15 protein-coding genes and 2 riboswitches are annotated in these 18,704 nt (G+C 39.0%); all 15 genes read left to right on the forward strand.

The window, feature by feature from the left end:
* Nucleotides 1-16: 16 nt before the first annotated feature.
* The gene (locus RRV45_RS02945) at nt 17-1,357 is read left to right on the forward strand and encodes a CpaF family protein (protein ID WP_315667258.1); all 1,341 of its coding nucleotides are present in this window, start codon (nt 17-19) and stop codon (nt 1,355-1,357) included.
* Nucleotides 1,354-2,286 (forward strand): type II secretion system F family protein, encoded by a 933-nt coding sequence (locus tag RRV45_RS02950; RefSeq protein ID WP_315667259.1) that lies wholly within the window; start codon nt 1,354-1,356, stop codon nt 2,284-2,286. Before RRV45_RS02945 ends, RRV45_RS02950 begins: the two co-directional genes overlap by 4 nt.
* A 5-nt stretch (nt 2,287-2,291) precedes the next feature.
* On the forward strand, nt 2,292-3,230 hold the full coding sequence (locus RRV45_RS02955; RefSeq protein ID WP_315667260.1) for a type II secretion system F family protein: 939 nt from the start codon (nt 2,292-2,294) through the stop codon (nt 3,228-3,230).
* Nucleotides 3,231-3,266: 36 nt separating this feature from the next.
* Nucleotides 3,267-3,497 carry a hypothetical protein gene (locus RRV45_RS02960; RefSeq protein ID WP_315667261.1) on the forward strand — a complete coding sequence of 77 codons (231 nt, stop codon included), beginning with the start codon at nt 3,267-3,269 and terminating at the stop codon, nt 3,495-3,497.
* Between the two features lie 24 nt (nt 3,498-3,521).
* The gene (locus tag RRV45_RS02965) at nt 3,522-3,908 is read left to right on the forward strand and encodes a TadE/TadG family type IV pilus assembly protein (RefSeq protein WP_315667262.1); all 387 of its coding nucleotides are present in this window, start codon (nt 3,522-3,524) and stop codon (nt 3,906-3,908) included.
* Nucleotides 3,895-4,620: a pilus assembly protein TadG-related protein gene (locus tag RRV45_RS02970; RefSeq protein ID WP_315667263.1), complete on the forward strand. Its 726-nt coding sequence runs from the start codon at nt 3,895-3,897 to the stop codon at nt 4,618-4,620. Before RRV45_RS02965 ends, RRV45_RS02970 begins: the two co-directional genes overlap by 14 nt.
* A gap of 234 nt (nt 4,621-4,854) precedes the next feature.
* Nucleotides 4,855-6,885 carry an HNH/ENDO VII family nuclease gene (locus tag RRV45_RS02975; protein ID WP_315667264.1) on the forward strand — a complete coding sequence of 677 codons (2,031 nt, stop codon included), beginning with the start codon at nt 4,855-4,857 and terminating at the stop codon, nt 6,883-6,885.
* 2 nt (nt 6,886-6,887) lie between these two features.
* Nucleotides 6,888-7,358, forward strand: a complete 471-nt coding sequence (locus RRV45_RS02980) for an SMI1/KNR4 family protein (protein WP_315667265.1) — start codon at nt 6,888-6,890, stop codon at nt 7,356-7,358.
* A gap of 260 nt (nt 7,359-7,618) precedes the next feature.
* Nucleotides 7,619-7,963, forward strand: coding sequence for a hypothetical protein (locus RRV45_RS02985; RefSeq protein ID WP_315667266.1), 345 nt, complete (start codon nt 7,619-7,621; stop codon nt 7,961-7,963).
* 693 nt (nt 7,964-8,656) lie between these two features.
* Complete coding sequence (locus RRV45_RS02990) at nt 8,657-10,372, forward strand: transglutaminase domain-containing protein (RefSeq protein WP_315667268.1); 1,716 nt, start codon at nt 8,657-8,659, stop codon at nt 10,370-10,372.
* A gap of 325 nt (nt 10,373-10,697) precedes the next feature.
* Nucleotides 10,698-11,654, forward strand: a complete 957-nt coding sequence (locus RRV45_RS02995) for an AAA family ATPase (protein ID WP_315667269.1) — start codon at nt 10,698-10,700, stop codon at nt 11,652-11,654.
* A complete protein-coding gene (locus RRV45_RS03000) occupies nt 11,655-12,869 on the forward strand; it encodes a DUF58 domain-containing protein (protein WP_315667270.1) in 1,215 nt (404 codons plus the stop codon).
* A complete protein-coding gene (locus tag RRV45_RS03005; RefSeq protein WP_315667271.1) occupies nt 12,866-15,079 on the forward strand; it encodes a transglutaminase TgpA family protein in 2,214 nt (737 codons plus the stop codon). Before RRV45_RS03000 ends, RRV45_RS03005 begins: the two co-directional genes overlap by 4 nt.
* Before the next feature lie 48 nt (nt 15,080-15,127).
* Nucleotides 15,128-15,229, forward strand: a riboswitch (purine riboswitch).
* Between the two features lie 203 nt (nt 15,230-15,432).
* Nucleotides 15,433-16,953 (forward strand): glutamine-hydrolyzing GMP synthase, encoded by a 1,521-nt coding sequence (gene guaA / locus RRV45_RS03010; RefSeq protein ID WP_315668911.1) that lies wholly within the window; start codon nt 15,433-15,435, stop codon nt 16,951-16,953.
* 160 nt (nt 16,954-17,113) lie between these two features.
* Nucleotides 17,114-17,215, forward strand: a riboswitch (purine riboswitch).
* Nucleotides 17,216-17,359: 144 nt separating this feature from the next.
* Complete coding sequence (locus RRV45_RS03015; protein ID WP_315667272.1) at nt 17,360-18,688, forward strand: NCS2 family permease; 1,329 nt, start codon at nt 17,360-17,362, stop codon at nt 18,686-18,688.
* The last annotated feature ends 16 nt before the right edge of the window (nt 18,689-18,704 follow it).

Genomic DNA, 18,704 nt, shown 5'->3' on the forward strand with positions numbered 1-18,704 from the left:
GTAAAGGAGTGAAAAAATGTCCTGGGTTGAAAAGGCTTCTGTACTAGGATCGAAGCAATCAGCGCTACAGCATGACTGGAATATTTCAGAAACACAAGTTGATCAGTTAGTTAAGCATTACAAGTCCCGTTTAATAAAGGAAGCGAATCTGGAAAACATTACGACATTAACTCCAATTGATCGAAAACGAAAGATTGAACGCTTAGTAAAACAAATGATTGATGAAGAAAAAGTGATCATCACATCTGATCAAATGGAACAAATCATTCAACAAATCATTAATGAATCAGTGGGATATGGGCCGCTTGAAAGCTTGCTGAGGGATGAATCCATAACGGAAATCATGGTTAATGGTCCATACGAAGTTTTCATTGAGCGTCAAGGGAAGTTAGAGAAAAGCAATGTACGCTTCAAAGATAATGAACATGTCCGGCATATTATTGATCGTATCATCGCCCCTCTTGGGAGAAGAATTGATGAAAGCTCACCGATGGTAGATGCCCGTTTAATGGATGGAAGCCGTGTGAATGCTGTTATTCCGCCTATCAGTGTGGATGGACCCTCTATTTCGATAAGGAAGTTTAAAAAGGACCCTTATTCTTTAGAGGACCTGATGAAATTTGGAAGTTTTTCAGAGGATATGGCTGAATTTCTAAAGGCTGCAGTTAAGGCAAAAGCAAATATTTTAGTTTCTGGAGGTACTGGAAGCGGAAAAACTACTTTGCTAAATGTCCTCTCAGATTCCATTCCACAGGGAGAAAGAATCGTTACTATTGAGGATATGGCCGAGTTGAGATTAACATACGATAACCTTGTCCGCCTTGAAGGGCGTCCTTCAAATATGGAGGGAAAAGGTGAAGTAACAATTAGGCATCTCGTTAAAAACGCTCTCAGGATGCGTCCGGATCGCATTATAGTCGGGGAGGTCCGTGGCTCGGAGGCAATCGATATGCTGCAGGCAATGAATACTGGTCACGAAGGTTCATTAACAACGATTCACGCAAACAGCCCAAAGGATGCTTTAGGAAGGCTTGAATCCATGGTGATTATGTCTGGCCTGCCGTTAACAGTTGAGGTTATTAGGGGGTATTTTGTCGGAGCATTAGATCTGATTGTTCAAACATCCCGTTTTTCTGATGGAAAAAGAAGAATTGTCAATATCGCTGAGCTTGTAGAAGAAAATGGGGTAATATTCGCTAAAGATATATTCAGATTTAATAGAAAGGCGACACTTCCGGACGGAACAATCCTTGGTGAATTTGAAGGCACAGGTTATGTCCCTAATATATATCAGCGTTTTATCTCATATGGGATTGATTTTTCGAAACATATCTTAGAAGCTGGTGCCCTCAAATGAGCTTGGCGTGGGGACTATTGACAGGAAGCATATTTAGTTTTTTGGCAGGCGTATTTTTCATCCTATCAAGCCGGAAAACGCGGAACTCGTATAAGCGGATGGATAACTGGTTTGATAGGGAAAATGAATTTGAGCGCAAAAGCTTTGTTCTGCTGATTGGAGATAAATATGATTCATCAGAACTTGCATCAGAGCTGAAAAAAAAGCTTATTCAAGGAAATATAACGCTAAAGCCTTCCGAGTATATGGGAATCTATATTTTGCTACTAGCCCTATTTACCTTTATGAATCATTTTCTGTTTGGTTTGTTTCTATTAATGTCTGTACTCGTAAGCTATTTAATAGTATCCATCGGATCAAGATTTTATTTAAATTCTAGGAGAAATAAACGGACAGAAAGCTTTAATAAACAGCTTCCAGAAATATGCAGAATGATGTCAAACGGAATTAAAGCGGGACAAACGATTCCACAAGCCATTGAAATGGTAGGAAGAGATATGAAAGATCCAAGCCAATCAGAGTTTCGAAAAATGAACTATCAATTCAAATTAGGCGATAGTTTAGAGATGGTTTTGAACCAGTTCAGGGAAAGAGTCTCAAGCAATGATATCAATATTTTTGTCAGTACTATTCTCATCCAGCAAAAGGTGGGGGGAAATTTAGCGGAGGTACTGTCATCTATGGCGGAAACGCTAGAGGAAAGAAGCCGCGTTCACAAAGAAATTCAAACTGTAACAGCAGAAAGCCGATCTATTGCTTATATTTTAGTCGCTATGCCCTTTTTAATGGTTTTAATGATGAATTTATTTATTAAAGGATTTTTAAATGTCCTGTTTACGCCATTTGGATTATTAATTTTTGCTGGTTTTTCTGTGATTGTTTTCTTTGCATTCTTCATCATAAAAAGACTTTCGGATATAAGGGTGTAGTCAATATGAAACTATTAGGCTTTTTTTCACTCGTCATGTTTGTATTGATATTAATTCTGCTATTTATTGGCTTTGTTTATATCTATTTATATATAGCAAAGAAAGAAAAACTATTAAAAAACCAGGGTTATCAATATCAAAAAGATAAAAAGAAAAAATCTTTAAGGGAAAGAATTATACAGCCATTGGTTCGCTGGGGGAAAAAAGCTGGTCCAGTAGGAATCAAATATCCATTTTTTGCTGATATAACAAAGCACGAAAGAATGCTGAAGGAAGCAGGAAATCCACTTGGATTTCATTTACAGGATTTTTATGGCTTTCGTTTTGTCTTAGGCTTAATAGGGTTAGGATTTGGCAGTTTTTATAGTTTCCTAGGCATGCCTTGGGGATTACAGATCCTGTTAATTTCGATTCTAGGAGGTTTTTTGGGACCTAGTGCGTGGTTGTACTTTAAAGCTAAAAACAGGCAGGAGCTCATTACCATTATGATGCCTGACTTTTTAGATACAGTCAGTGTCACTCTTCAGGCAGGAGTAAGCCTAGATAATGCTTTACAGCAAGTGACCCAGCAGTTTGAAGGACCATTGAGCGAAGAAATTGACAGGTTTAATAGAGAAATAGATTTAGGCGTTCCAAGAATTTCTGCTTATCAAAGCTTAATGGATCGAAATTCATCGAAAGAGCTGCACTCACTTGTAAATGGCTTAATTCAAGGATCCACTCTAGGAGTGCCTGTGTCGAGAACTTTTAAACTGCAAGCCGATGACCTCAGAGCAACAAGGGGGTTTGTAGCTAAGGAGAAGGCTGCAAAAGCAAGCCCGCAAATTACATTAGTCACCACATTTTTTGTGGCACCAGCAGTATTTGGTCTAATAATTGGCCTGCTTGTATTAAACATTATGTATAATCCGGCTGCTTTTGGGTTGGACTCCTTCTTTAAATAGAAGGATTAAAATAAGAGAATCTGAGGAGGAATCAGTATGTTATTAAAAGCTTGGATTAAGGTGAATGGGATTTATTCTCGTTATGTAAAAAATGAAAGAGGGGCGCAGGCACTTGAATGGGTGGCTCTAGGTCTCGTTGTATTAGCTGTTATGGGTGCAATTGCTGCAGGTATTGGTGATAACACAAGTATAGGAAAGACAATTATATCCAAGTTGGAGGAATTGATCGGTAATATCGGTACTGGCGGCGGTGGTGGAGGCAGCTAATAATAAGTAGCCGGAGTGAGTAAATTGAGAATTTTTTTTAAACGGTATGTAAAAAATGAAAGAGGCTCACAGGCCATTGAGTTTGTTGCGATGTTTCCGCTTGTTATTTTGGGATTCTTAATCATTTGGCAAATTGCCTTAATCGCTTTTTCACTTGTTGTGGCAGAGTCAGCTGCTCGGGACGGGGCCCGGGCAGCTGCTATTCACGATCCCGATTGGAAAAAGGTTGCGGAGAGATCAGCTTCAGGCTTTAAACCAGTCGTTCGTGGTGGTCCTGGTGAGAAGGAAGCTAGGGTAGAGGTTTATATAAAAGCACCTGTGATTGCACTTCCATTTATAGCTGATATGGAATTCGAATTTACTGCGGATGCCGTTATGCCGATGGAGGAAGATCCTGATGAGACAGATTAAAAGAGTCAAAGAGCATATTAATAATGAACGTGGCAGCGGGATGTTAATCATCATGGTTGGCATGCTCATGGCTGCTATTTTTATAGCTTTGCTGTTTTTTGACTTCTCAAATGTGTTTATTCATAAGCGTGTTACACAAACGGGGGCTGATGCAGCGGCTTTAGCAGCAGCGAAGAGCTCTAGGGAGTATATGGAGGATGAGCTTCAAAAGGAAACGCAAAAAGAATTAGAGGCTCTCGGAGCTAGATGGGAAGCTTTTCTTGCAGCTGTTTTGGCGGCAGTTAAAGAGGATGAAGAACCGCCATCCGAAGAGGAGATATTAGCTGATTTTATTCGTAAGGAAGAAGCAAGTCATGGCGGAAGATCAATGCCAGGGGATGTAGTTAGCTGGTTAAGAAGTCCGTCAGTCGAAGTTGAGGCGAATCCCGCCATGCGATTTTTCTTTGGAGATGCTGGTGTGAATGATCTAGCCTGTGAGGCAGTAAGAGATAACTTCGATAATGCTAGAAAAGAAGCTGAAAAGTTCGCAAAGGAAAACCAAAATGATAAAGTTAAAACTTTAAACTTTATCGGCGAGGATTTTCGTGTCTACGTGGTGACAGAGCGGAAGGCAAAGTTTACTACAGTATCTGATGAAAGTATTTCTGCCATAACATCTGAGGCATCGGTTAAAATTGGTGAACCGAAGGCCTTTACCATTAAGTGTGATTAGCTTTTTTATAAGGCTCTTTTCGTAAAGATTTTTGTTATATAAAAAATTTGCGAAAAGAGCTTTATTCATAATCATTATCCGTTTATATGATTCCATTTTTGAATGGTGCGGTATCCAGGATTAAACTAAGAGTTTTTAAGTTTAATATGAATAGTCAAAGGTCAATATCTTCATCATTGTGTTTTTTCAAAAGTGACCGACTGTTTCATGAAAAAACATGTGAAGGGAGAAGGCATGAATAATTTTCTTAAGGTAAAAGGAAGTGTGCTGACACTCATATTCCTAATGGGGCTCCTTTTTTCATTTATTCACCCAGCAGCAGCGAATGTCGGTGAGGTAGAGTCAGATAGTAATGGAATCAGGAAGACAGAAGTGCATGATGCTAAAAGCGGCGTGCCAATGACTGGTGATGCTTCATGGTTTGACAAGTTATTTGATAACTTAAAAAAAATGAAAGATGCGTTTATTGAAAAGCTCGAAAATGCAAAAGCATGGATGAAGGATGGATGGGAGGAATTTAAAGATTGGTTCGGTCCTAAGTGGGAAGGCTTTACCGACTGGCTCGGAGATTTATGGGAGGGAGTTAAAGATTTCTTCTCACAAGAATGGGTTCAAACTCTCTTAAAAGTAATCGGAGCTATTTTAGTTGTGGTGGGTGTTATTTTACTGGGTGTATGGGCTTTAGCTGCCATCGGAATTGCCCTTTCTATAGGTACAATAGTAGCCGCTGTCGGCTTCGGGATTGCTGGAGTGGTGTTTACATTTGCTTCAGGAGAAAGGAGCTTTTGGGGGATGGTGGCAGGCGGCCTTGCCTCAGGAATTTCTTTCTTTGGCGGTTTAGGGGTGCTGCGATTATTAGGAGCATTTAGACTAATTCCAGCATCTGGATTACTCCGTTGGGTAACATTAGGTGGACTTGGAGGAGCGGGAGCGGTAGGTTTCACTATTCTCCATGGCGCCCTGCATTTCCTTTTTACAGGAGACAGCAGTCTTTGGAAGCATGCATTTACGTTCGAAAGCCTGTTCTTCAACTTTACACTTGGAGCAGTTATGGGGCCGGTAGCGGCAAGAATTTTCGGAAGCTTAGGGGTAAAACAAATTTTAAGCAAGCAGGGGAACTTGCTGGCAACGGTTATTGCCCGAATTGTGAAACGGCCAGTATCTCAGGTAGCCAATGTTCTAGGCCGCATTTGGGCAGCAGTAAAGGGTTCAACGATATACAGTGCCATAACAGCAGGGGTTTTTGCTGTACTTGACACCATTATTCAATGGAAGGAAAACGGGAAAGTTGACTGGTCGCAAACAGGCAAACGAGCAGCCATTGTCTTTACCACAACCCTTGTCATTGGATTAGGCACCTTTGCTATCCCGAAGTTATCTACAATGGGATGCGCGTGTGGAGATGAAATTGCTTCAAGCGTAACCAAGCAGGGAAAGAGTTCAGCAACTGTTAAACAGGACACCCCTGACCTGGCCAATACAAAAACAGTTAATGAAACAACAGCAGAGGAAGTTAACGCATGGTGGAAAGACTCCATGGGCTACGATCAGCCTCCCTATAAGCCAGGGACGAAGGTTAAAGAAATTGAGTTAACCGAATCAACAACCTTTGTCAGAGTCTACGATGGCGAAAACTCTACGATGTATGGCGGCTGGATGATGAGAGCAGAAGACATCCAAGGATTAACAGCAAAGGAGATCCAGGATAAATTCGCCTTGCCATATACTCCTAAATTCATTGCGGATGTTAATTTAGCTGAAGGAACAGTAATAAGAACCGGAATTGTCAATCCTCTATTCGGCCATAAAGGCGGAGGGACCCAATTTGATCTAAAGGGACAGCGAATTGGGGACTTTGGAAATGAGCGATCGATAGAGACTGTTTTAAGTAATAAGGGTACGGGGAATGGATATAATTATTGGAATAAAACGACTGAATTTAAAAATGTGAAAGTATACCAAAGAGATGATATTATAGACCCAAATATGAAAGACGCACGTGGAAGAACTAATCTTGAGAGAATGAAAAAGGGCTTGGCTCCACTTGGACCTGATGGAAAGTCTGTAAATCTTCATCACACGACACAGAGAAATGAGAGTTCAATAGCTGAAGTTACACAGACGTTTCATCAGGAAAATAGTTCTATAATTCATATTAATCCCAACACTATACCTTCGGGAATAAATAGAACTGAATTTAATAAATGGAGAACTGAATACTGGAAAAACAGAGCCAAGGATTATGAATTAGAAAATGGGGGATGAAAATGGGTGTTGAAACTTATCAAAAAGCAAAGCAAATAATATTGAATGAAGAGGAAATCTCTGACTTTGTTGGAGGTCGTACAATTGAATTAATAAATTTGGCTGAAGAAAAGTTAGGATTAAGGTTTACGGGCTTATATTTAGATTATTTAAAGACATTTGGTGCAGGTAATTTCGGGGCACAAGAGATTTACGGAATTATTAACAATGATTTTGAGAACTCCTCCGTTCCAGACGCAATTTGGTATACCTTAACAGAACGAAAGGAAATTAATCTTCCTAGTAACCTTTTAGTTATTTATGATACTGGAAGTGATGAACTTTTTTGTTTAGATTTTAATCAAACTGATGATAATGGAGAACCGAAGGTAGTTTCTTTTGTGCCAGGCGTTGAGTTAAAAAGCCAAACATATGAAATAATTGCTAATGACTTTGGTGATTTTTTATTAGATTTAGTTAAACAAGAAATCTAGAAAAGCAGGAAAACCTATATATTCAGGATTTAAATTGAATGGATATTTCGGAAAAATACTCATGAGAAAATTCCAGATATTCTTATAAGCAAATCTCCAGGCGCTGTGGTTGAAATTCCTAAAATATAAGGTAACTAAACCTTGTTTGGCTGTCTGCCTTTCAAGGTTTCTTTATTAGGTAACAATCATGCAATTGGGGAAGCGGCTTACAAATTAGAAACAGCGATAAAAAGAAAGAAATATGCAGAGGAGGAAATTTAGTGGATTCAGTGACTTTTGCAGGCAATGAGCTGACCATTGGTAAATACATTTTACAATTTGATAAAAGTATTCAAGAAATAAAAGTTGTAAATAATGTCGTTATCGTTCTCTTAAACATTCCAATGGATGATCATACTTTAGACAATGTGTATGGTGTAAGTTTCAATGGAAAAATACTTTGGAGAATTCAGGAACCTGATAAAGAATTAATAGGGAGTTTAAGATACCCTTATGTAGGCATCAGTCATAATGAAAATAAAGTAGGGGTAATAGATTTTTATGGCCGAAGATTTTTTATAGATGAAATGAATGGAAAGATAATGGGTAAAAACTTTGTTAAATAATTTGCAACAAAGTTAATCATTATGAATTGTTCTATTTTTTTATTAGCACACAAGGTATTAAAGAGCGGTTAGTTCATTTACCGTCTAGGGTAGAATGAGCTCTTAAGGTAAAAGAACGGTCAATTCATTTACCGTTAAAGCTCAAAATGGGCTCCAAAGGTAAAAGAGGGGTCAGTTCATTTACCGTTAAAGCTTAAAATGGGCTCCAAAGGTAAAAGAGGGATCAGTTCATTTACCATTAAAGGTCAAAATGAGCTCTTAAGGTCAAAGAGGGGTCAGTTCATTTACCGTTAAAGCTCAAAATGAGCTCCTGCGGTCAAAGAGCGGTCAATTCATTTACCGTAAATGCCAAATTTGGCTCCTACGGTAAAAGAGAATTCAGTTCATTTACCGTCAAAGTTCAAAATGGGCTCTAAAAGGTAAAAGAGCGGTCTATTTATTTACCGCCCAAGTCCTAAAATGGCTTCCAAGGGTAAAACCAGTCCTGTTAATTGGAGATCCACTAAATTTTTACCGGTAGGACGCACCTGCCGGTTTTTTTATTTTTTCCAAGAAACCTAGTTAAGATAAGTCTTTAGTCACGATGTCGATGTAAAAAAGAGGAATTAATACTCAGAAACTAAACAATTGTCCAAACGTAAGTTTAACTGAATATAACCAAAATATTTTTACATAAATTTGGGGGAACAAGAAATGAGTGCGAAAAGAAATTTCTTTACGTTTTTATTATGTTTGTTGAGCTGCGTTTTTATCCTTTCAGCTTGCAGTAATGCTAGTCCAAGTGATTCAGAGACAAAAGCTTCTAAAAAACAGGAACAAAAGCAAGAAAATAAATATGAAAAACTGGCAGAGGAGAAAAATAAAGAATTTGAACTTGAACCGATAAAATTGACTTCGTACAGTGAAGAGATCGGTGCAACTTTTAAGAAGCCTGAATATAAAAAGTTTGCAGTAAATGGAAAAATTATGGTCGAAGGAGAGATCGAAAAGCACTCCCTATTGAAATTTCATTACGCTTGGATCAAGGTCCATTCTGATGAAGAAGGACCAGCAGGGAATAAGCATGAATACTACACACCAATTAAGGACGGCAAATTTAAGCAGGAAATTCATTTCTTCAATGGAGAGGGCGAATACCGAATAACTGTCCAGCTTCCTAGTACAGATCGTGAAAATTATTATTATGATACGGCCAAATTCGAAGTTTATAATGTAAATCCTGGAATTCAACGGGATATTACGTACACTCCTTTTGGTCAGGATGCTGAGCTTGCCCTAAATTTGGATTCTAGCTTTGTAGAAGAGGATGGAATCTTTCAGTTAAAAGGCAAGGCCGGCAGTTTGAGAGACGAGGATACAATCATGCTCAGGCTCAATAAGGACTCTGAAACATGGAAGCATGTGATTCCAGTTAAAAATGGGGGATTTTCCTATGATATTCCTTTGTTTTATGGTGAAGGGGTACATAAGCTTGAAGTGTTAGTTCCTGATAAGGAGCGGGATAATTATTACCAAACGGCTACAACGGTTTTAATAGATAACAAATCTAATCGGACGATGAAGCCGATCGAGTATTCTAAAACTTATATGGAGCGTGGAGTTACATTAGAGTATCCTCTATTTGGCGGGGAAGAGTCGGAAGGGACTTTTAACATTAAAGGTTCAATTGATCCAAAAGCAGAGTTTGCGCCGGAAACAACACATATTTACATTACATCGAAAAAAGGCGAGGATGAAGCTTTAGATGTTATCCCTGTTAAGGATTTTCAATTTGATGACTCTTTTTATTTGCGATTTGGTCCGGGTACGTATGAAGTGACAGTTAGTGTACCTGAAATAAAAGAAAAGAACAGTGATTACTTCCGATACTTCGGTTTTGCGCAGTTCGAAGTAGAATCAAAAGCCCTTAATGATGAGCGGGATCTTCTCCCTTCCCGTGGCGTTCAATCAGATGCCCCTCAAATCGAAGAACTGGCAAAGGAGCTTACTAACGGTAAAAGCACAGACCGGGAAAAATCAAAAGCCATCTACGATTATGTGGCCCAAAATATTAGCTACGATGTTGGGAAATACAAGAATGATGAATTCGAATGGGATGACAGTGCCTTGAAAACGTTGGAGCTGAAAACAGGGGTTTGCCAAGATTATGCTTACTTAGCAATTGCGCTGCTTAGAGCAAGTAATATTGAAGCTAGGTTTATAGAAGGAATGGCGCGCGGCGGATTTTGGCCTGCAAGGCATGCATGGGTTGAAGCGAATATTGATGGCAGCTGGGTGACGATGGACCCGACATGGGGTGCAGGTTATTTAAAAGATAATCAATTTGTTGCTAAATTTACTGAAACTTATTTTGATCCGAATATGGAAGAATTCAAAAAGACACATACACGGACAGGTGTTTCTTATTAATAAAATAGTGGAATCTCTGAATCTTCCTTTTTCAGAGATTCCATTTTTACTGTTCTTAATCACCCTTTATTTCCCATAAGAAAAGAACTCCAGTATTTTAGAAAAGGTATTATACTAAATATATAGAAATAGAAGTTGTATCACTCTTTAATCAAGCTTGCGTTCATTCTTCAAATAAAAGATTAGCAGAAAATTACAGGATTTTGACAAAATCTATCGAATTAATTACATGGTAAAGGAATGGCAATTTTAAGCGGAAATATAAGCTTGTAGCTTTGTTTTTTCTCGAATAAATATTGAAATGACGCACAACAGGAGGAAATATATGACTAGTGAACACATGCATCCTATGATAGAGAAAATTTTAGCAAATATTGAGAAGGTTATGATTGGAAAACGACGTGTCGCTGAATTAAGCTTAATTGCTTTGTTGGCGGAAGGGCATGTTTTATTAGAGGATGTACCTGGTGTAGGAAAGACGATGATGGTTCGTTCCCTTGCAAAATCGATCGGAGCGAATTTCAGAAGGATTCAATTCACACCTGATTTATTGCCTTCAGATGTGACAGGGGTTTCTATTTATAATCCAAAGGAAATGGAGTTTCAATTTAGACCAGGTCCGATCATGGGGAATATTATTTTGGCGGATGAAATCAATCGTACTTCACCGAAAACGCAGTCTGCTTTATTAGAGGGAATGGAAGAAAGCAGTGTGACGATTGACGGAGTGACACATATACTCGAAAAGCCGTTTTTCGTTATGGCGACTCAAAATCCGATTGAATACGAAGGAACCTATGCTCTTCCGGAAGCTCAATTAGATCGATTTTTATTAAAAATGAAAATGGGCTATCCGGATATAATGGAAGAAATGGAAGTGTTAAATCGCGCACAAAAGGCTAGACCCATTGATGAGCTGGAGCCGGTTATTGATTTAATGGAATTAAGAGATTTACAGGAAAAAATAAAGCAAGTTCATGTGGATGACACGATCAAACGCTATATCGTTGACCTGGCAAACCGGACGAGAACTCATTCAAGTGTTTATTTAGGTGTTAGTCCAAGGGGCTCTATTGCTTTAATGAAGGCTGCGCAAGCCTATGCCTTTATGTATGGAAGGGATTATGTTCTTCCAGATGATGTTCAATATTTAACGGAAGCTGTCTTTGCCCATCGGATTATTTTGAAATCAGAAGCGAAGTTCGAAGGCATTACTGCAGAAGAAGTAGTTGAACGTGTAATGGCAAGGACGCCAGTTCCAGTACAAAGGCTAGTGAAGTAAATGAAGCGCATATTAACGATTTTAAGAAAGGCATGGAAGCTCGCCGTTTTGTACATCTTAATCTTGGTCACATTCTCCTACGCCATGTTCCAGGGAGGGTTTGTCAGCTGGTTTTTATTTTATAGCTTTGTCCCTTTTGCGATCTATGCGCTTCTTCTTTCCTTTTATCGTCTCAATCATATACACGTATCCCGTGTATTCCTAAAGAATGAATATAATGCGGGTGAATCAATTAAGGTAGAGATTACAATGAAAAGGAAAATGTCATTCCCCTTATTTTATATCGTAATAGAGGACGAACTCAGCGATCAGCTTCGTTATTCGCAAGAAAGGAATCGTGCAAAATCCTTCTTTTTTCCCTGGTTTAAAAAGGAGATCCATTGGGATTATCAAATCAATGATCTGCCAAGAGGAGATCATCATTTTCAGTCAATAAGGGTGAAGACGGGTGACCCCCTCGGTTTAATTGAAAAAGAAATACACATAGGAACAAATCAGAAAATCATGGTGTACCCGGCCTATGAAGAGATAATCTACAGACCGCTTGAAAACCATTTTGATCAAGGAATGACAGCTTCAAAGGAACGTGTGCAAAGAGATACGTCCATGGCTATTGGAATAAGGGAGTATCAGCCTGGGGACCGATTTTCATGGATTAATTGGAAGGCAACAGCTAAGCGAAATGATATTATGATAAAGGAATTTGAGCAGAAACAATCCCACGATGTGTTCATTCTTATGGATTGTGCGCCTACCAGCCGTTTTGAAGCCATTGTTTCTTTTTCAGCCTCTATTATTAGAGCTATTCTCCAAAAAGGTGCACAGGTTGGTTTTCTTTCTTCTTCTTCAGAAAGAGTCGCGTTTCCTACAAGAGGCGGGGAAAGCCAGCAGCTGCAATTATTCTATCACCTGGCGAAGGTGAGAGATAATAGCCCTGTTCCAGTAGACCGAGTTCTTGAAGCTGAAGGATTTTTACTGCAGCAAAATAACCTCATGCTAATCACTGCACAATTGACTAGAAGCTTAATTGAAAAAGCAGGACTATTAGTTTCGAAAAATGGCTCTGTGACGATATTTATCGTGAAAAATGAAATGGAATCCCTTTTACCGGATGAGCTTGCACTTAAGGGAGCTGCGAATGCAAGAGGACTGCGGGTTGTATTAGTTCACAGTGGAAACTATAAGGCTGTTTTTTCGGAGGTGGCTCGAGCATGAAGTCTCGTAAGGTCCAAAAGGATTTAGCTTCATTTCTGCTATATACATTTGGCTTCCTGTTGCTATGGGAGTGGCTAAGACCGTTAGAGCAGCTAACAGATACATCGAATATATGGGTTTTTCTCCTTTTCAGCATTGTGTCACTGCTATTGGCCTATTTAGGCACGCATTTTTTGATAAGCGGTTTTATTAAATGGATATTAATTTTCTATGTATTGCATTTCTTATACTTTGAGGGATCGTTTTTTAGATTAGATTGGATACCTGTTTTTATGGGGGATTTTTATAAGAGCTTATTGCTGCTTGTCGAAAAGGACACATCTAGCTTAAGTAACTTTTTTAAAAGCTTTCTATTTTTTATTCTCCTCTGGTTAATGACTTATTTAATTCAATACTGGCTCATTAGAAGAAGGCAGATTTTTATCTTCTTTTTCATGACATTAATATATATTACAGTTCTTGATACGTTCACTCCTTACGAAGCGGAAGTGGCGATTGTCAGAGCCGTTATTACTGGATTTGTCATTATGGGGATGCTTACCTTATATCGACTTATGGATAAAGAAGTTATTCATAGAAGGGCCGAACTCTCACGCAAATGGCTGACGCCTTTAATGGTCATGATTGTTATTAGTGTTGCTTTTGGGCTTGCTGCACCAAAGGCAGATCCGATTTGGCCAGACCCCGTTCCTTTTATTAAATCTTATGCTAAGGGCAGCGGAGATGAGAGTAGCGGTGTTCAGAGAATTGGCTATGGCCTGGATGATTCCCAACTAGGGGGACCTTTCTTAGGAGATAATCAGGTTGTGTTTCGAGCAGAGGTTGAATCACGCCAATATTGGAAGGTAGAGACGAAAGATGTTTATACAGGGAAGGGATGGATTACTTCTGGTCCAAGAGAGGAAGTCACTCCTTTTCGTATGGAGGAAGTAGTTCCAGTTTCTTCGTTTATCAATCATGAAGGTGTAAACAAAGTCGAGGAAATAAGCTTTATAAATGCCTCCATGGAATATAAACATATTGTATATCCTTTAGGTATTAAAAGAATTGATACACCTTTTCATCCTGATAGTTCTTTTGAAATCGAAAATTTTACTGAAAAAATCCATACTTTATTAAGTGGTGTACCTAGGACGATTTATAACTACTCCGTTATTTATGATGTGCCGAAATATAGCGTGACTGCCCTCATGAATGCAAGTTCCGAAATCAACAGTACGCAAAATAATGCATTCATCGATAGATATACTCAACTTCCTGATGAATTGCCTCAACGAGTTAGAGAATTAGCCTTGACGATAACAGAAGGCAAGAGTACATGGTTCGAACAAGCAAGAGCGCTAGAGTCGTATTTTAAAAAATCAGGCTTTGTTTATGATCAAAAGAATGTTGCTGTACCTGGTGCTGATGACGACTATGTTGACCAGTTTTTATTTGAAACAAAAACAGGGTATTGTGATAACTACTCTACTTCCATGGTAGTGATGGCAAGATCTCTCGGTATCCCTGCAAGATGGGTTAAAGGGTATACAGAGGGTGAGTACAAGGGGCTTGCTGAAAATAGCCGCAGGATTTTTGAGGTTACGAATAATAATGCCCATTCATGGGTAGAAGTGTATTTTCCTAATATAGGATGGGTTCCGTTCGAGCCTACACAGGGCTTCTCTAACAATGTTCAATTTAATTTTGACCAGCCGTCCCAGAGCAATTCCCAACCTGAAGATACTCAGCCAAAACCGGAAGAAAGGGAAAAGCCTGAGATTGAAAAAGAAAGTCCTGAAAAATCAGCTTCGTCCTTTTCGTTTACGAAGCTTACTCAATCTGTAAAGGGATTTTTCGCAAAGGCCTGGAAGTGGCTGCTAGGATCTGTTATATGCTTAGCCCTATTGCTATTAATCATTTATCGCTTACGCGGCAGATGGCTTCCTTATTATTTAGCCTTAAGGTTTAAATGGACTAAAAAGGATGAAAACTTCCCTAAGGCATACATGCTTCTATTAAGAGAATTGCAGCGTTACGGGCTGCATCGCAAAGAAGGGCAAACCCTTAGAGAGTATGCTCAGTATGTAGACCGTTTCTATTCAACCAGTGAAATGAGTAAGCTTACCTCCCGTTACGAGAAATTAATTTATCGAGGAGAAGTAGCAAAAGGAAGCTGGGAAGATACAAAAGAATTGTGGGAAAATTTAATTAAAAAAACAATAGCTTGACCGGAAAATTAACCTGTTGATACAATAGGTTCGTTAATCTGCGAAATATAATAATTGAATGCAATCCTTCATATATCCTCGATAATATGGTTCGAAAGTTTCTACCAAATCACCGTAAATGATTTGACTATGAAGGCAGATTTTTCGATTCCTTTTTAGGGGTTTTTCAAACCAGAATGTCTGCCTTCGCCAACTATGGGGAGCAGTGTCTGGTTTTTTTATTTTATTTGCGTGGTTTTATGAAATGTATTTGCGTTAATTTTTTATGTAATTGAGAACACTATTTATAATTAATGGTATTTTATTAAATTTGTGGGGTGAACAGCTTGACGGCAAAACTAGAAGGACAAGAAATGATCGTTGTGTTGGATTTTGGAAGCCAGTACAACCAGTTAATTACACGTAGAATTAGAGAATTTGGTGTATATAGTGAATTGCACCCTCATACGATTACAGCTGAAGAAATTAAAGAAATGAACCCGAAAGGTATTATTTTCTCAGGTGGCCCGAACAGTGTATATGAAGAGGGAGCTTTCCGCTGTGATGAGAAAATCTTCGACTTAGGCTTGCCTATTTTTGGTATTTGCTATGGCATGCAATTAATGACGATGCAATTAGGCGGAAAAGTGGAAAAGGCAAAGAATCGTGAGTACGGCAAGGCTGAATTAAAGATTGAAAACGAATCTAAGCTTTTTGCTAATCTTCCTTCCGTCCAAACGGTTTGGATGAGCCATGGTGATTTAGTTGTAGAGGCTCCTCAAGGATTCACAGTTGATGGGATAAATCCGTCATGTCCAATTGCGGCTATGAGTAATGAAGAACGCCGCATGTATGCTGTTCAATTCCACCCAGAGGTCCTTCATTCTGTTTATGGGAATGACATATTAAAGAACTTTGTGTTTGGCGTTTGCGAATGCAAAGGCGATTGGTCAATGGGGAACTTTATTGAGGTTGAAATGGAAAAGATTCGTCAAACCGTTGGCGATAAAAAGGTGCTTTGCGCGTTAAGTGGCGGTGTGGATTCTTCTGTTGTCGCGGTGCTTATTCATAAGGCCATTGGCGATCAGTTAACATGTATTTTTGTTGATCATGGCTTACTTCGCAAAGGGGAAGCAGAAAGTGTTATGAAGACATTTGCTGATGGCTTCCATATGAATGTTATCAAGGTTGATGCGCAGGAGCGTTTCTTAAACAAGCTGAAGGGTGTAGCTGATCCTGAGCAAAAACGTAAAATCATTGGTAATGAATTTATTTATGTTTTTGATGATGAGGCAACTAAGCTTGAAGGCATCGAGTTTTTGGCACAAGGTACACTTTATACAGATATTATCGAAAGTGGCACGGCGACCGCACAAACAATCAAGTCCCATCATAATGTAGGCGGACTTCCGGAAGATATGCAATTTAAGCTAATCGAGCCGCTTAGCACATTATTTAAAGATGAGGTTCGTGCTTTAGGAACAGAGCTTGGAATTCCAGATGAAATTGTTTGGAGACAGCCATTCCCAGGTCCAGGTCTAGGTATTCGTGTTTTAGGGGAAATTTCTGAGGACAAGCTAGAAATCGTTCGGGAATCTGACTATATTTTACGTGAGGAAATTGCAAAGGCTGGTCTAGATCGTGATATTTGGCAGTATTTTACTGTCCTTCCTAACATTCGAAGTGTTGGGGTTATGGGAGATGCCCGTACCTACGATCACACAATAGGCATCCGTGCGGTTACATCAATCGATGGCATGACATCCGATTGGGCTAGAATTCCTTGGGATGTACTAGAAGTTATTTCTTCAAGGATTGTTAATGAAGTAGCTCATGTTAACCGGGTTGTGTATGATATTACGAGCAAGCCGCCGTCAACAATTGAGTGGGAGTAAGAAAAGCGGAAGCGCCTTCGGGTCAAACTGTTCCTGCGGTGAATATTCGTAAGGGTGTTTATAGAGTTTGGCAAAAATACGAACAATACAAAAAGCGGACATGAAAATGTTCGTTTTTTGTATTGACGGACTTTCGTCATGCTGTTAAAATAGGGTTGAATTTAATAAATAGATACTTTATCGTATAAATCTGGAAATATGGTCCAGAAGTTTCTACCGGGCTACCGAAAATAGCTTGACTACGAGGTAACTGTGATTATTCGGGCTTCTCTTTAACAGTCTTTATGTATTTTTATATTTCCCGACTTATTGCATGTAACTTGTCGTCAGCGCTCTGGGATAAACCTGAGCGTATTTTTATTGCTCCCGGTAAAAATATAGTAATCATACTTTAGGGGGAAATATAGTGAAAAAGTACTTCAGATTTGAAGAGCTTGGCACAAACTATCGCCGTGAGTTTATTGGCGGATTGACGACATTTTTATCAATGGCCTATATTTTAATTGTTAATCCACTTACATTGTCGTTATCTTCCGTTCCAGATCTTCCTGATGCCATGAGAATGGACATGGGAGCAGTATTCGTTGCAACAGCACTAGCAGCTGCAGTAGGATCCTTGTTTATGGGGTTGATAGCCAGGTATCCAATAGGCTTAGCACCGGGAATGGGTTTAAATGCATTTTTTGCTTATACCGTTGTTTTAACAATGGGTATCCCTTGGCAACATGCTTTGGGTGGTGTTTTAATTTCTGGTGTAATCTTTATCATTCTTTCCTTATCTGGATTGCGCGAACTAGTCATTAACGCGATCCCAGCAGAACTTAAGTATGCGGTTGCTGCAGGTATAGGATTATTTATTACATTTTTAGGTTTTCAAAACGCCGGAATTATCGTCAATAATGATGCTGTTTTAGTAGGGCTTGGTGACTTTACAAACGGAAATACATTGTTGGCTATCTTCGGGATCATATTAACAGTCATTTTTATGACTAAAGGTGTTAAAGGTGGTATCTTCTACGGAATGGTCATTACAGCTTTTGTGGGCTGGATGTTTAATTTGGTAGAGGCACCTGATAAAATTGTTGATGTAGTTCCTAGTATCGCACCAACGTTTGGAGCAGCTTTTCAATCCTTTGGGGATAGCTCTTTTTATTCAACACAAATGCTAATAGTCATTTTGACTTTCCTTTTTGTAGACTTTTTTGATACGGCCGGAACTCTTGTAGGGGTTGCGAGTCAAGCGGGATTAATGAAAGATAATAAACTGCCGCGTGCTGGAAAAGCACTTCTTGCTGATTCTTGCGCGACTGTGACTGGAGCCATTTTTGGTACATCTACAACAACTGCGTATGTTGAATCTACAGCAGGGGTTGCTGCAGGTGCAAGGACTGGTTTTGCAGCAATTGTAGTAGCGGGCTTTTTTGGACTCTCTTTATTTTTCTTCCCTTTATTGAACGTTGTTACACCAGCTGTAACGTCACCGGCATTAATAATTGTTGGAGCATTGATGGTTTCATCACTTGGTAAAATTGATTGGACACGTTTTGAAATTGCGGTACCAGCCTTTTTAACGATTATTGTTATGCCGCTTTCTTATAGTATTGCAACTGGTATTGCTATGGGATTCATTTTTTACCCGATTACAATGATTGTCAAAGGACGCACAAAAGAGATTCATCCTATTATGTATTTCTTATTTGGGGTCTTCATTCTTTACTTCATATTCTTAAAATAATTTATTTAGCGGAGAT

The organism is Bacillus sp. DTU_2020_1000418_1_SI_GHA_SEK_038 (assembly GCF_032341175.1).
GTDB lineage: Bacteria > Bacillota > Bacilli > Bacillales > Cytobacillaceae > Cytobacillus.

Coding starts and splice junctions, on each gene's coding strand:
- RRV45_RS02950 (WP_315667259.1), top strand. CDS start 1,354: ATGAGCTTGGCGTGGGGACTATTGACAGGAAGCATATTTAGTTTTTTG.
- RRV45_RS02975 (WP_315667264.1), top strand. CDS start 4,855: ATGAATAATTTTCTTAAGGTAAAAGGAAGTGTGCTGACACTCATATTC.
- RRV45_RS03005 (WP_315667271.1), top strand. CDS start 12,866: ATGAAGTCTCGTAAGGTCCAAAAGGATTTAGCTTCATTTCTGCTATAT.
- RRV45_RS02970 (WP_315667263.1), top strand. CDS start 3,895: ATGAGACAGATTAAAAGAGTCAAAGAGCATATTAATAATGAACGTGGC.
- RRV45_RS02990 (WP_315667268.1), top strand. CDS start 8,657: ATGAGTGCGAAAAGAAATTTCTTTACGTTTTTATTATGTTTGTTGAGC.
- RRV45_RS02960 (WP_315667261.1), top strand. CDS start 3,267: ATGTTATTAAAAGCTTGGATTAAGGTGAATGGGATTTATTCTCGTTAT.
- RRV45_RS02955 (WP_315667260.1), top strand. CDS start 2,292: ATGAAACTATTAGGCTTTTTTTCACTCGTCATGTTTGTATTGATATTA.
- RRV45_RS02995 (WP_315667269.1), top strand. CDS start 10,698: ATGACTAGTGAACACATGCATCCTATGATAGAGAAAATTTTAGCAAAT.
- guaA (WP_315668911.1), top strand. CDS start 15,433: ATGATCGTTGTGTTGGATTTTGGAAGCCAGTACAACCAGTTAATTACA.
- RRV45_RS02945 (WP_315667258.1), top strand. CDS start 17: ATGTCCTGGGTTGAAAAGGCTTCTGTACTAGGATCGAAGCAATCAGCG.
- RRV45_RS03000 (WP_315667270.1), top strand. CDS start 11,655: ATGAAGCGCATATTAACGATTTTAAGAAAGGCATGGAAGCTCGCCGTT.
- RRV45_RS02980 (WP_315667265.1), top strand. CDS start 6,888: ATGGGTGTTGAAACTTATCAAAAAGCAAAGCAAATAATATTGAATGAA.